Source organism: Shinella sp. GW821-FHT10F02 (genome assembly GCF_058809275.1).
Window position 1 is genome coordinate 187,977 of sequence record NZ_JBXASL010000006.1, and the last position, 14,323, is coordinate 202,299.

The window sequence follows — 14,323 nt, forward strand, 5'->3', positions numbered from 1 at the left end:
CGACGCCCCTCAGGCGTCGGTCTTATCGGCCAGATAATTCTCCAGCCAATGGATGTCGTAATCGCCGTTGGCGATGTCCTGGTTGCCGATCAGGTCCTGGAACAGCGGCAGCGTCGTCTTGATGCCGTCGATGACGAACTCGTCCAGAACGCGGCGCAGGCGCATCATGCATTCCACGCGGGTGCGGCCGTGCACGATGAGCTTGCCGATCAGGCTGTCGTAATAGGGCGGGATCTTGTAGCCCTGATAGGCGCCCGAATCGACGCGCACGCCAAGGCCGCCCGGCGCATGGAAATGCGTGATCGTGCCTGGCGAGGGCACGAAGGTGCGCGGGTCTTCCGCATTGATGCGGCATTCGATGGCATGGCCGGAGAAGACGATGTCTTCCTGGCGCACCGAGAGGCCGGCACCGGAGGCGACGCGAATCTGCTCGTGCACGAGGTCGATGCCGGTGATCGCTTCGGTGATCGGGTGCTCCACCTGGAGGCGGGTGTTCATTTCGATGAAGTAGAACTCGCCGTTCTCGTAGAGGAACTCTACCGTGCCGGCACCGCGATATTTCAGCTTCATCATGGCGTCGGCGCAGATCTGGCCGATCTTCATGCGCTGTTCGACATTGAGGGCCGGGGAGTTCGCCTCTTCCCAGACCTTCTGGTGGCGGCGCTGCAAGGAGCAGTCGCGTTCACCCAGATGCACCGCATTGCCCATGCCGTCGCCGACGACCTGGATTTCGATGTGGCGCGGCTTGCCGAGATACTTTTCCATGTAGACGGCATCGTTGCCGAAGGCGGCGAGCGCCTCGGAACGGGCCGTCGAGACGGCTTCCTCGAGATCGTCCTCGTTCTTGGCGACCTTCATGCCGCGGCCGCCGCCGCCGGCGGTTGCCTTGATGAGCACGGGGAAGCCGATCTGGCGGGCGATTTCCAGCGCGTTCTCCGGCTTCACCTCGCCTTCGGAGCCCGGAACGACCGGGATGCCGAGCGCCTCCGCCGTCTTCTTGGCGGTGATCTTGTCGCCCATGATGCGGATATGTTCCGCGGTCGGGCCGATGAAGGTGATGCCGTGCGCGTCAAGAATTTCCGCGAACTTGGCGTTTTCCGACAGGAAGCCGTAGCCCGGATGCACGGCGTCGGCGCCGGTGATCTCGCAGGCGGCGACGATCTGGTGGATGTTGAGGTAGCTTTCGCGTGACGGCGGCGGGCCGATGCACACGCTCTCATCGGCAAGGCGGACATGCATGGCGTCGGCATCCGCCGTCGAATGCACGGCAACCGTGGCGATGCCCAACTCCTTGCAGGCCCGAAGGACCCGGAGCGCGATCTCGCCGCGGTTGGCAATGAGGACTTTGGAGATCATCTGAGCCACCTTATTCGATGACGATGAGCGGTTCGCCGTACTCGACCGGGCTCGAATCCTGCACGAGGATTTCGGTGACCTTGCCCGAGCGCGGCGCCGGGATCTGGTTCATCGTCTTCATGGCTTCGATGATGAGGATGGTCTGGCCTTCCTTGACCGTCGCGCCGACCTCGATGAAGGGGCGCGAGCCCGGGGCGGGCGAGAGGTAAGCGGTGCCGACCATCGGGGCCGTGACGGCGTTCTTGTTGTTGCGCGCGTCGACGACGACCGGGGCGGCTGCCGCTGCCGCTGGCGCAGCATAGGCGGCCGGAGCTGCGATCGGCGCCTGGACATATTGCGGGGTGCCGGCACGCGAGACGCGGATGCGCAGGTCGTCCTGCTCCACTTCGATCTCTGTCAGGTCCGTCTCGTTGAGGATGTTGGCGAGATCGCGGATCAGACCCTGATCGATGCCGTGTTTCTTGTCAGCCATGGAAGTGAGCCTCTGTTTTTTCTTATTTCGTGATGGACGAAAGCGCGTGGAGCGCGAGGATGTAGCTGTGCGCCCCGAAACCGCAGATGACGCCCTTCACAGCGGGCGCGATCATCGATTTGTGGCGGAATTCTTCGCGGGCATGCACATTGGAAAGGTGCAGCTCGACCACCGGGATCTTGATGGCGCGGATGGCGTCATGCAGCGCGATCGAGGTGTGGGTATAGGCACCGGCATTGATGGCGATACCGACGGCCGTGTCGCCGGCCTCATGGATCCAGTCGACCAGGTCACCTTCGTGATTGGACTGGCGGAAATCCACGGCAAAGCCCAGCTTCTCGCCCTCGGCCGTGCAGAGCGCTTCGATATCGGCGAGCGTATGCCCGCCATAGATACCGGGCTCGCGCTTGCCGAGTGCGTTCAGGTTGGGGCCGTTGAGCACAAAAAGGGGTGAAGCCATTCGCAATTCCGCATGCTGGATAGAGGATTACCTATAGACCGGCGGTTCCCGCAGGGAAAGCCCCAAGGGCAGGGGCTTTGCCGGTCGAAAGAGGCGATGTCCACAAGCAGCACAGGCTGAATACGGTGAGCGTGGCAAGAAGATGGCGTCCGTCAGCAGCTCGCCTTGCCGCAGGCGCGCACATTGGCGATTTTTGCCCGCAGGTCGTCCGCGCCGACCGCGCCGAATACCATCTCGTTGCCGAGAACGTAGGACGGCGTGCCGGTGATGCCGAGGTCGTTTGCCAGCGAATAGGCTTCGCGCACCGCGTCGTCATGCGGCTTCTCGGCCATGGTCTTGCGGATATCCGCCTCGGAAAGGCCCATGCCGGCGGCAAGCGCGATGGCGCTTTCCTCCGTCGCCCGGCCTTCGCCGCCAAGCAGCGTGCGGTGGAATTCGCCGTACTTTTCCGGCGAAAGATCGCGCACGGCAGCACTCACCTTGTGGGCGGCCAGCGAATCGGGGCCGAGGATCGGCAGTTCCTTCAGCACGAAGCGGACGTTCTTGTCCTCCTTCAGGATCGCGTCCATGTCGGAGAGCGCGCGCTTGCAGTAGCCACAGTTGTAGTCGAAGAACTCGACGATCGTGACGTCGCCCTGCGGGTTGCCGAGCGCAATGTCATAGGGCGAGGAGAAGATCGCCTTCTCGTTGTCGGTGATCGCGCCTTGCGCCTTGGCCTGCTGCTGGGCTTCCTGCTTCTTCTGCAGGGCTTCCTGCACTTCCACCAGGATTTCCGGGTTCTCGACGAGGTATTCCTTGATGAATTCGCCGATCTCCTTCTTCTGCGCATCGTCGAGGGCGAGCGCGGGAAGGGGGGCTGCGACCGCGAGTGCGAGAGCGACGGTGGCCGCGAGCTTCGTCTTGAATGTCATGTCTGTGCTGTCCTCGTCGTGATGCGCCGATGAGTGCCATTGGCGGCACCCGCGCGTCAATGCGGACGTGGGTGCTTTCAACGACCTTATGGCCGGCAAAGCGCAAACGATAGGGCAAAAGCGGCGGATTTTCGGCCCTCGCGGGATTGTGAATATGGGCGTGTTGCGGCACACAGGCACGATCTCAGAATTGGAAGGCAGGCTCATGAAACTCTCGTCGCGCGGCGCCGTCGAACCCTTCCACGCCATGGACGTGCTCGCCGAGGCGACGAAGCGGCGCGCCGCCGGACGCCCGGTGATCTCCATGGCGGTCGGCCAGCCAGTGCATCCGGCGCCGGAAGCGGCGCGTGAAGCGGCCCGCCGGGCGCTCGATGTGGGGCGCATCGGCTATACGGATGCGCTGGGCCTGCTGTCACTGCGCCGCGCCATTTCGGATTTTTACAGGAGCCATCATGGCGTTTCCGTCGATCCGGGCCGAATCGCCATCACCACCGGCTCCTCGGCCGGCTTCAACCTGGCCTTCCTGGCGCTCTTCGATGCCGGCGACCGCGTCGCCATCGCGCGTCCGGGCTATCCGGCCTACCGCAACATCCTGGCGGCGCTCGGCATCGAGACGGTGGAGATCGAGGTCGATGCGGACAATGGCTTCACGCTGACGCCCGAAGCCCTGCAAGCCCATGGCCGTATCGATGGCGTGTTGCTGGCAAGCCCGGCGAACCCGACCGGTACGGTGACCGGCCGCGCCAATCTGGCGGCGCTCTCCGCCTATTGCCGCGACAACGGCATCGCCTTCATCTCGGACGAGATCTATCACGGCCTCACCTTCGTCGGCGAAGAGGCGACGGCGCTGGAATTCGGCGACGAGGCGGTGATCATCAACTCGTTCTCGAAATATTATTGCATGACCGGCTGGCGCATCGGCTGGATGGTGCTGCCGGAGGCGCTGGTGCGCCCGGTCGAGCGCATCGCCCAGAGCCTCTACATTTCCGCGCCCGAACTGTCGCAGATCGCAGCGGAAGCCGCACTCGGCGCCGAGGCGGAACTCAACGTCTATCGCGATGCCTACCGGGTGAACCGCGATTTCCTGGTCAAGCGCCTGCCGGAACTCGGCTTCTCCATCGCCTCGCCGATGGACGGCGCCTTCTACGCCTATGTCGATGTCAGCCGCTTCACCAATGACAGCATGGCGTTTGCGCGCCGCATGCTGGCCGAAACCGATGTTGCGGCGACGCCCGGCATCGACTTCGACCCGAAGGACGGCCAGCACACGATGCGCTTCTCCTATGCCGGCTCCTTCGAAGAGATGAACGAGGCGGTCGACCGCCTCGCGCGTTGGCTGGCCTAAGAGCGGAAAACGGTTCCGCGTCAGGGTCTTGCGGCCGGGAGCGGACTCAATCTCGCAGCCAGGTGAATCGCTTTCTCAGACCCGGTTGATCGACACGCCACCGTCGACGAGCATGGCCGTTCCGGTGGTGAAGCTGGAGGCGTCCGAGCACAGGAAAAGTGCGGCCTGCGCGATTTCCTCCGGGGCGGCGATGCGCTTGAAGGCGTTCAACCCGGCAATGAATTGACGCGCTTCCGGCGTATTCGCCACCTCGCGCCCCATCGGCGTATCCGTGGCGCCCGGCAGCAGCGCGTTCACGCGAATGCCCTTCGGACCGTATTCGGAGGCGAGCACCTGAACGAGGCCGATCAGGCCCGACTTCGATGCCGCATAGGCTGCGAGCCCCGGAAAGCCCGCCGTGTAGCCGACGAAGGTCGAGGTGAAGACGATGGCGCCGCCGCCGCGCGCTTCCATGGCCGGCAGCTGGTATTTGGCCGCCAGGAAGCCGCTGGTAAGGTTGACGCCGAGCACGTCTTGCCAGTCCGCCATGGCGAGATCAGGCAGCGCCCCGACCGGCCCGGTGGTGCCGGCATTGTTGAAGGCGATGTCGAGGCCGCCGAATTCACGCTGCGCCGCATCGACCAGCGCCCGGTGATGTGCTTCTTCGCTGACATCGCCGGCAACGGTGACGACCGCGCCGCCGCTGGAACGGATCTCGCCGGCGACTTCTTCCAGCCGTTCGCGCCCGCGGGCCGATAGCACGAGCTTTGCGCCTTGCTCAGCGAAAAGCAGCGCGGCTGCCCGGCCGATGCCGGAACTTGCGCCGGTGATGATGGCGACCTTGTCGGTAAGGCGGGTCATGGGTTTCTCCCTTGCTGGTTTCTGACGATCGCGGGTGTCGCAGATGGGCAGGCAGGGAACCACCCGATTCCAACGGGCAAGAAAAAGGCCCGGACGATGCCGGGCCTTCGGATTTCTTGAGATAGGGCGCTTCTTAGAAGAAGCCGCGGCGCTGCCACCAGCCGCCCTTCTTGGGCTTGTCCGGATCGTCGTCCGGCGTGCTTTCCTTGGCCGTCGAAGACTTGACCACCGGTTCGGAGGCAATCTTCGAGAGGTCACGGTTGGCGCGCACGGGCTTTGCCGGCTCTTCGAGATCGGCCGAGGCCACCTCGACTTCCGGTTCGACCGGAGCGACGTCCTCTTCGACTGCCTTGGCAGGTGCTGCTTCGGGCTGTGCCTCGATTGCCGTGCGGGCAGCCTCGTCCGTGACGGCTTCCTCGGTTGCCTTGGCACGGCTGCGGCGGGCACGCTTCGGCTTGACGGGCGCCTCTTCTGCGACAGCCTCGACCGGCGCTTCTTCAGCGACGACAGCCACTTCGGCCACGTCCACCTCGACGCTCGTCACTTCATCGGCTTCGTCCGCATCGCCATCGGCGTCGTCGGTTTCGCCATCTTCAGCACCGGCTTCGACCGAACCATCCTCGGGACGGTTGCGGCGACCGCCGCGCTTGCCACGACGGCGGCGCTTGCGGCGCTGCTCGGAGGTTTCGCCGGCCTGGGCGTCCGCATCGGCGGCATCCACACCTTCGTCACCCTCGGCATCCTCGTCGTCGAGAACGTCTTCGTCGCCGGCCTGTTCGCCGCCGAAGGAGGCGGTGTCGGTGCCTTCGCCATTTTCACGGCGACCGCGACGACGGCGGCGGCGCTTGCGCTTGCGGCCATCATCGGAAGCGGCGGCGGACGACGCGGTCGGGGCAGACGCCTGCGCGGCCGCGGCCGGGCGTGCTTCTTCCTCGTCTTCCTCGTCGATCTCCTCCTCGATCACGACGTCGTCGTCTTCCGGCTCGGGCTCGAAATGCAGGATCTGCTCGATCTTGACCGGGTTTTCGACAGCTTCGCCGCGGTCGATCGCAAAATGCTGCGCGCCGACATGGGCATCCGCCTCGATGATGATCTGCACGCCGAAGCGGTTTTCATAATCGATGATCGTGCCGCGCTTGTGGTTGAGCAGGTAGAGCGCGATGTCCGGCGTCGTGCGCACGGAGATGTTGTGCGTGGTGTTCTTGAGGAGATATTCCTCGATGCCGCGCAGCACATGCAGCGCCACCGACGACTGCGAGCGGATATGGCCCGTGCCGTTGCAGTGCGGGCAGGTCTGCATGGTCGATTCGAGAACGGACGCGCGGATGCGCTGGCGCGACATTTCGAGCAGGCCGAAATGCGAGATGCGGCCGACCTGGATGCGCGCGCGGTCGTTCTTGAGGTGGTCCTTGAGGCGCTTCTCGACGGAGCGGTTGTTGCGCTTCTCCTCCATGTCGATGAAGTCGATGACGACTAGGCCCGCTAGGTCGCGCAGGCGCAGCTGGCGCGCCACTTCCTCGGCGGCTTCCAGGTTCGTCTGGAGCGCGGTCTCCTCGATGGAGTGTTCGCGCGTCGAACGGCCGGAGTTGACGTCGATCGAGACGAGCGCCTCGGTCTGGTTGATGATGATGTAACCGCCGGACTTCAGCGTCACCTGCGGCTGCAACATACGGTCAAGCTGGGCCTCAATGCCCGAGCGTGAAAAAATCGGATGCACGTCGCGGTAAGGCTGGACGACCTTCGCGTGGCTCGGCATCAGCATCTTCATGAAGCCCTTGGCTTCCTTGTAGCCTTCCTCGCCGGCAACGACGATCTCGCTGATGTCCTTGTTATAAAGGTCGCGGATCGAGCGCTTGATGAGCGAGCCTTCCTCATAGACGAGGCAGGGGGCCGTGGAGGCGAGCGTCAGCGTGCGGACGTTCTCCCACAGGCGCATCAGATATTCGAAGTCGCGCTTGACCTCGACCTTGGTGCGGTTGGCACCGGCAGTGCGCAGGATGACGCCCATGCCCTGCGGAACTTCCAGGCTGCGGGCGATTTCCTTCAGGCGCTTGCGGTCCTGCAGGTTGGTGATCTTGCGGGAAATGCCGCCGCCGCGCGCCGTGTTCGGCATGAGAACCGAGTAGCGGCCGGCCAGCGACAGGTAGGTGGTGAGAGCAGCGCCCTTGTTGCCGCGCTCTTCCTTGGCGACCTGCACAAGCAGGATCTGGCGGCGCTTGATGACTTCCTGGATGCGGTACTGCTTGCGCGGCTTGCGCTGCACGCGGTCCGGAACCTCTTCCATCGCGTCTTCGGCGCCGACGGATTCGATGACTTCCTTTTCCTCGCCGGGATGACCGTCGTCATCATCGTCGTCGTCATCGCGACGGCGACGGCCGCGCTTGCGGTCGGAGGGCTCGGAGATTTCGTCGGCATCGACGGCCATGGCCATCGCGCCGCCGGGCGTCTCGTCGTCAGTGCTTTCCGCGGGGGCGGCGGCCTCTTCGGTTGCCGGCGCATCCTCGGTCTTTGCCTTGGCCTTGCGGGTGCGGCGCGGCTTTTTCGGCTTTTCGGCCGGAGCTTCTTCAAGAGCGGCGACAGCCTCGACGACCTCGGCTTCGGCGGCAACCTCGACCGGAGCGGCTTCGACGACGGCTTCGGTCTCGGTGGTTTCAGCCTCGGTGGTTTCCGTTTCCGAATCATCGGAAAGGTCGGTTCCGGTCTCGACCTGCTCGATATCGTCGTCGCGACGGTGCTCTTCGGCCTCGGCCCTGAGCAGGGCCTGGCGATCAGCAAGCGGGATCTGGTAATAATCCGGGTGGATTTCGGCGAAGGCCAGGAAGCCGTGGCGGTTGCCGCCGTAATCGACGAAGGCCGCCTGCAACGACGGTTCTACCCGCGTGACCTTGGCAAGGTAGATATTGCCGCGGATCTGCTTCTTGTGTTCGGATTCGAAGTCGAATTCTTCTATGCGGTTTCCGCGTACGACAACGACGCGCGTCTCCTCAGCGTGAGACGCGTCGATAAGCATTTTCTCTGCCATGTAAATTGTGCTCCTCGGCGCATGCGCGATCCTGGCGGCGAACCGTTCCCTGAAAGGGAGGTGCCGGGAGAGGAGAGGGCTGCGCCGAATATGTAAGTTCCCGTCAGGCCCCGGTGAGGGGTTAGCGGACGGAGGGAGGTCGGTACGCGAGCGTCCCGGTGCCTGTTACCCTCTGAGAAAATCCGCTGTGACAACATCAACGTCCAACGAGAATGCCAGTGCCATAGACCTTGAAAGGTCCGATGAAGTTGCCCTTGGGTAAGGGCGTTTGGTGGAAATCCACCTTGACTGTTCCGGCCACCGCCGGCTTACGCGATCTTATCGGCCGGGAAAAAGTGGGTATGACGGCGGATGAAAGCCCGGTTCGGCGCCAAGTCCCGAAGGAGTGGCTGCCTGCTCAAGGCGATTCTATCCCGTCTGATCTTTTTCCCTGACTTTGCTTTTATGGCGGATATGTCACAATGGCAAGGGAAAAGCCAAAAGCGTCATAATCTTGATGGATTTGCGGTGATCTTGGCCCCTTCGTCCGCCGGTCTCTCGGCGTGCCAAGCTTTCGTTAACCATAAGAGGGCATCTATGGGCCTTGTCCTGCACCGCATCGCGCGGTCTCCACGCGTTTGAGGGCTGTCCGGGTGATGCTACGCGTCCTGACTGAACATTCGTTCCGCTTTTTTGCCGGCCTGATCGCCGTCTTTCTCTGTGCCGCGATCGTCACGCCGGCGCTTGCCGTGTCCGCTTCGGCCGCGCCGCTGCTCGCCTTTGCCGCGCGCATAGCCGGCGACGATGCGCGCACCCGCCTCGTCATCGATTTCGACCGCAAGCCGGAGTTCAAGGTTCACTACGTCTCCAATCCCTACCGCGTGCTGATCGACCTGCCGGAAACCGATTTCGGCATCAAGGCGGAGGAGCTGGAGGCGCGCGGCATCTTTTCCGACATCCGCTACGGCACCATGGCCGCCGGCCGCTCGCGCATCGTGCTGACCGCCTCGCGGCCGATCGGCGTGGTGCTGGCCGAGGTACAGGAAGAGCAGGGGGCGGCAAGCTACCGGCTGGTCGTCGACACGGCGATCGTCACCGACCAGGTCTTCCAGGCGAACATGGAAAAGCAGAGCTGGCAGGAGGCGTCCGCGACCGCGTCCAGCGAGCAGGCGCCCGTCATGCTGCCCGGCAGCAAGGCGGAAGGCCCGTTCGTGATCGCGGTCGACGCCGGACATGGCGGCATCGACAATGGAGCGCGCGGCGGCGTCACCAAGACGGAGGAGAAGCACGTCACGCTCGCCTTCGCCCGCGAACTTGCCGAGGCGCTCAACAAGCTGCCGGGCACCCGCGCGATCCTGACGCGCGACAAGGACGAGTTCCTCTCGCTTTCGCAGCGCGTGCAGCTTGCCCGCGGCGAGGGGGCGAACCTGCTGATCTCCATCCATGCCGATACGCTGCGGCAGAAGGATATCCGCGGCGCGACGGTCTATACGATCTCCGACAAGGCCTCCGACAGCCTCGCAGCGAGCCTCGCCGAGCGCGAAAACCTTTCCGACCAGATCGCCGGCATCTCCTTCGTCGACGAGCCGGCCGAGGTCGCCGATATCCTGCTCGACCTGACGCGGCGCGAGACGCAGGCCTTTTCCATCAATCTCGCTCAGAGCATCGTCGGCAACTTCAAGAACGAGGTGCTGCTGATCAACAACCCGCACCGCCACGCCGGCTTCCGCGTGCTGACCGCGCCCGACGTGCCGTCGATCCTGCTGGAACTCGGCTTCATGTCGAACAAGGACGACGAAAAACTGCTCGTCGATCCGGCCTGGCAGAAGAAGGTCGCGGGCCTCGTCGCCAAGGCGGTGGAAGAGTACCGCACGACCGTCGTTGCCAACGGCGGTTAAGCTTTTCGCGCGATGCCGCAGGCGCGCGGGCAGGGAACGTGTTAGTGTGCCTGTGCCGGAAAAGTGACAGAAGCCGCCATTGTGCGGTGGCGAAGCCGGGATGCATGCTGTAAGCCCTATTTTCCTCACATTCCGATCGCTAGACGGGAGCGAGAAAATGGGGGCGACTCGTCTTCGACTGGAAGACTGAGCGGCGCAAGGCCGGGCAGCGGGTCTGCCCGATGAAATTTAAGACATAAGGCATCGGTAACTGGCTCATGATCAGACTGATTGGATATTTCTTCGGGATTGGCGCCGTCTTCTTCCTCGGCCTGGCGGCTGTGGTCGCGCTCTATCTCGGAAGTGTCACCAAGGATCTTCCCGATTATGAGGTGTTGAACAGCTATGCGCCGCCGGTGACGACGCGCATGCATGCCGGCAACGGCGCGCTGATGGCCGAATATGCCCGCGAACGCCGCCTCTACCTGCCGATCCAGGCCATCCCGGATCGCGTGAAGGCAGCCTTCCTGTCGGCCGAAGACAAGAACTTCTACCAGCATCCCGGGGTCGACGTGACGGGCCTTTTCCGTGCCATCGTCGTGAACGTTCAGAACATGGGCTCGGGCCGCCGCCCGGTCGGCGCTTCGACGATCACCCAGCAGGTTGCCAAGAACTTCCTGCTCTCCTCCGACCAGACGATCGACCGCAAGGTCAAGGAAGCCATCCTCTCCTTCCGCATCGAGCAGGCCTATTCGAAGGACCGCATCCTCGAACTCTACCTGAACGAGATCTTCTTCGGCCTGAATTCCTACGGCATTGCCGGCGCCGCACTTACCTATTTCGATAAGTCCGTCACCGAGCTCACCATCGCCGAGACCGCTTATCTCGCGGCCCTACCGAAGGGGCCGTCGAACTACCATCCCTTCCGCCGCACCGAGGCCGCCATCGAGCGCCGCAACTGGGTCATCGACCGCATGGTCGAGAACGGCTACGTCACCCAGAGCGACGGCGCGGAAGCCAAGGCCCAGCCGCTCGGCGTCACGCCGCGTCACCGTGGTTCCTATCTCTTCGCCTCCGAATATTTCTCGGAAGAAGTCCGCCGCCAGATCATCGAGCGCTACGGCGACAATGCGCTGTACGAGGGTGGTCTCTCGGTGCGCACCTCGCTCGATCCGCGCATCCAGGTCGCTGCCCGCAAGGCTTTGCAGCATGGCCTCCTGACCTATGACGAGCGCCGTGGCTTCCATGGCCCGATCAAGACGATCGAGATCGGCGGGGACTGGGGCATCGAGCTTGCCAAGGTGGATGCTTTTGCCGACGTGCCGGAATGGAAGCTCGCGGTCGTGTTGGCCGTCGACGATGGCGGCGCCGATATCGGCCTTCAGCCGAGCAAGGACGCTTCCGGCAAGGTCGTCGAGGAGCGCGTGACCGGCCGCATCGAAGCGGACAACATGAAATGGGCCTATCGTTCGGCCAAGGGCGACCGCAAGACGGCGAAATCGCCGGCCGGCGTCTTCACTGTGGGCGACGTTGTCTATGTCGAGCCGACGGAAGGCGGCAGCTATCGCCTGCGCCAGCCGCCGAAGGTGCAGGGCGGCCTCGTCGCTATGGACCCGCATACCGGCCGCGTGCTCGCCATGGTCGGCGGCTTCTCCTATGCGCAGTCGGAGTTCAACCGCGCGACGCAGGCGATGCGCCAGCCGGGCTCGTCCTTCAAGCCCTTCGTCTACGCTGCGGCGCTCGACAACGGCTATACGCCCGCATCCGTCATCATGGACGCGCCGATCGAGATCGTCGCCGGCGGCCAGGTCTGGCGCCCGCAGAACTACGGTGGGGGCGCCGCCGGCCCCTCCACGCTGCGCCTCGGCATCGAGCGCTCGCGCAACCTGATGACCGTGCGGCTCGCCAACGACATGGGCATGAACCTCGTTGCCGAATATGCCGAGCGCTTCGGCATCTACGACAAGATGTATCCGGTGCTTTCCATGTCGCTCGGCTCCGGCGAGACGACCGTGCTGCGCATGGTCTCGGCCTATTCCGTGCTCGCCAATGGCGGCAAGCAGATCAAGCCCTCGCTGATCGACCGTATCCAGGACCGCTACGGCAAGACGATCTTCCGCCACGAAGAGCGCACCTGCGAGAACTGCAACGCCAACGACTGGGAAAAGCAGGACGAGCCGACGCTGGTCGATAACCGCGAGCAGGTGCTCGACCCGATGACCGCCTACCAGATCACCTCGATGATGGAAGGCGTCGTCACGCGCGGCACCGCCGCCGGCAAGATCAAGCTCGATCGCCCGACGGCCGGCAAGACCGGCACGACCAACGACGAGAAGGACGCTTGGTTCGTCGGCTACACGCCGGACCTCGTCGCCGGCCTCTATATTGGCTTCGACAATCCGGCACCGCTCGGCCGTGGTGCCACCGGCGGCTCGCTCTCGGCGCCGATCTTCAACGAATTCATGACCGCGGCCCTCGAAGGCACGCGCCCGACGAAGTTCATTGTGCCGGAAGGCATGCAGTTCATCGCGGTCAACCGCAAGACCGGCATGCAGGCCTCCGAAGGCCAGCCGGACACGATCATGGAAGCCTTCAAGCCCGGCACCGGCCCGGCCGACGTCTTCTCGGTCATCGGCGGCGAGGAATTCGCGAGCCCCGAAGAGATCCTGAAGAACTCGCCGCAGGCCAACCAGGCGGTGACCGGCGGCAGCGGCGGCCTGTTCTGATCATAGGCTGATCCATTTGCGGGGCGGGCGCGGGGCTTTACATCCGCGCCCGCCCTCTCTATTTCACGGCCACCGAATTAGCATCGAAGAAGAAGGCGGACATGCGCGCGGAAATCGAGAACGTCGTCGACGAAATCAAGCAGGCCATAAGCCTGCTGAGGAGGCATCTTTGACTGGGATCAGGCGGTAAGACGACTGGACTGGTTGAACAACAAGGCAGAGGACCCCAACCTCTGGAACGATGCCCAGGAAGCCCAGAAGCTGATGCGCGAGCGCCAGCAGCTGGACGAAGGCATCAATGCCGTGAAGCTCATCGAGCAGCAGCTCAAGGACAATATCGAACTCATCGAACTCGGTGAGGAAGAGGGCGACGCGGCGATCGTCAAGGAAGCCGAAGACACGCTCAAGGCTGTCCGCAACGAGGCCGCGCGCAAGCAGGTCGAAGCCATGCTCTCCGGCGAGGCCGACGGCAACGACACCTATCTCGAAGTGCATTCCGGCGCCGGCGGCACGGAAAGCCAGGACTGGGCGAACATGCTCTTGCGCATGTACACGCGCTGGGCGGAGCGTTCGGGTTACAAGGTGGAGCTGTTGGAGGTCCATGACGGCGAAGAGGCGGGCATCAAGTCCGCGACGCTGCTCGTCAAGGGCCACAATGCCTATGGCTGGCTGAAGACCGAATCGGGCGTGCACCGCCTGGTCCGCATCTCGCCCTATGACAGCAATGCGCGCCGCCACACCTCGTTCTCGTCGATCTGGGTCTATCCTGTCATCGACGATTCGATCGTCATCGAGATCAACGAGAGCGACTGCCGCATCGACACCTATCGTTCGTCGGGCGCCGGCGGCCAGCACGTCAACACGACCGATTCGGCCGTGCGCATCACGCACATCCCGACCGGCATCGTGGTGGCCTGCCAGCAGGAGCGCTCGCAGCACAAGAACCGCGCCAAGGCGTGGGACATGCTGCGTGCCCGCATGTACGAAGCCGAGCTGAAGAAGCGCGAAGAGGCCGCCAACGCCGAAGCCGCGTCTAAGTCGGATATCGGCTGGGGCCACCAGATCCGCTCCTACGTGCTGCAGCCCTACCAGTTGGTCAAGGACCTGCGCACCGGCGTCGAAAGCACCGCGCCTTCGGATGTGCTCGACGGCGAACTCAACGAGTTCATGGAAGCAGCCCTTGCCCACCGCGTGAACGGCGGCGCCGACGCCGTCGTGGACGACCTGAACTAAGCACTTCGGAAAATGAGATAAGAACGGGCGCCTCGGCGCCCGTTTTTTTGGTCGCCAAAACCACCCACGTCATCCTCGGGCTTGACCCGAGAATCCACATCA

Annotated in this window: 10 protein-coding genes; 4 read left to right on the plus strand and 6 right to left on the minus strand. The window is 63.9% G+C overall.

Going from position 1 to position 14,323, the window contains the following annotated elements; all coding sequences use genetic code 11:
• Nucleotides 1-9: 9 nt before the first annotated feature.
• From accC to AC1RWL_RS19625, 4 genes are all read right to left on the minus strand, one after another.
• Entirely contained in the window at nt 10-1,356 is a 1,347-nt protein-coding gene (accC, locus tag AC1RWL_RS19610; protein WP_256119055.1) for an acetyl-CoA carboxylase biotin carboxylase subunit, read from the minus strand.
• A gap of 10 nt (nt 1,357-1,366) precedes the next feature.
• Entirely contained in the window at nt 1,367-1,828 is a 462-nt protein-coding gene (gene accB, locus AC1RWL_RS19615) for an acetyl-CoA carboxylase biotin carboxyl carrier protein (RefSeq protein WP_256119056.1), read from the minus strand.
• Between the two features lie 22 nt (nt 1,829-1,850).
• On the minus strand, nt 1,851-2,288 hold the full coding sequence (gene aroQ, locus AC1RWL_RS19620; RefSeq protein WP_256119057.1) for a type II 3-dehydroquinate dehydratase: 438 nt from the start codon (nt 2,286-2,288) through the stop codon (nt 1,851-1,853).
• Nucleotides 2,289-2,440: 152 nt separating this feature from the next.
• The gene (locus tag AC1RWL_RS19625; protein ID WP_435265355.1) at nt 2,441-3,199 is read right to left on the minus strand and encodes a DsbA family protein; all 759 of its coding nucleotides are present in this window, start codon (nt 3,197-3,199) and stop codon (nt 2,441-2,443) included.
• Nucleotides 3,200-3,404: 205 nt separating this feature from the next.
• Here AC1RWL_RS19625 and AC1RWL_RS19630 point away from each other — a divergent pair, with 205 nt between their 5' ends.
• Nucleotides 3,405-4,544 carry a pyridoxal phosphate-dependent aminotransferase gene (locus AC1RWL_RS19630; RefSeq protein WP_493096274.1) on the plus strand — a complete coding sequence of 380 codons (1,140 nt, stop codon included), beginning with the start codon at nt 3,405-3,407 and terminating at the stop codon, nt 4,542-4,544.
• A 75-nt stretch (nt 4,545-4,619) separates the two neighbouring features.
• Here AC1RWL_RS19630 and AC1RWL_RS19635 read toward each other — a convergent pair whose 3' ends face one another.
• Together AC1RWL_RS19635 and AC1RWL_RS19640 are read right to left on the minus strand one after the other, a co-directional pair.
• On the minus strand, nt 4,620-5,384 hold the full coding sequence (locus AC1RWL_RS19635) for an SDR family oxidoreductase (RefSeq protein WP_493096273.1): 765 nt from the start codon (nt 5,382-5,384) through the stop codon (nt 4,620-4,622).
• 133 nt (nt 5,385-5,517) lie between these two features.
• Nucleotides 5,518-8,406 (minus strand): Rne/Rng family ribonuclease, encoded by a 2,889-nt coding sequence (locus AC1RWL_RS19640; RefSeq protein WP_493096272.1) that lies wholly within the window; start codon nt 8,404-8,406, stop codon nt 5,518-5,520.
• A 635-nt stretch (nt 8,407-9,041) separates the two neighbouring features.
• Between AC1RWL_RS19640 and AC1RWL_RS19645 the strand changes: the two genes are divergently transcribed.
• The 3 genes from AC1RWL_RS19645 (at nt 9,042) to prfB (ending at nt 14,221) form a co-directional block, all read left to right on the plus strand.
• Nucleotides 9,042-10,283, plus strand: coding sequence for an N-acetylmuramoyl-L-alanine amidase (locus AC1RWL_RS19645; RefSeq protein WP_493096384.1), 1,242 nt, complete (start codon nt 9,042-9,044; stop codon nt 10,281-10,283).
• Between the two features lie 257 nt (nt 10,284-10,540).
• Nucleotides 10,541-12,988, plus strand: a complete 2,448-nt coding sequence (locus AC1RWL_RS19650) for a penicillin-binding protein 1A (RefSeq protein WP_493096271.1) — start codon at nt 10,541-10,543, stop codon at nt 12,986-12,988.
• Between the two features lie 101 nt (nt 12,989-13,089).
• Nucleotides 13,090-14,221 (plus strand): peptide chain release factor 2 gene (gene prfB / locus AC1RWL_RS19655; protein ID WP_256119064.1). Its coding sequence is split into 2 segments (ribosomal slippage): nt 13,090-13,158 and nt 13,160-14,221, totalling 1,131 coding nucleotides; the frame shifts between segments, so codons are not numbered across the junction.
• Nucleotides 14,222-14,323 lie beyond the last annotated feature (102 nt).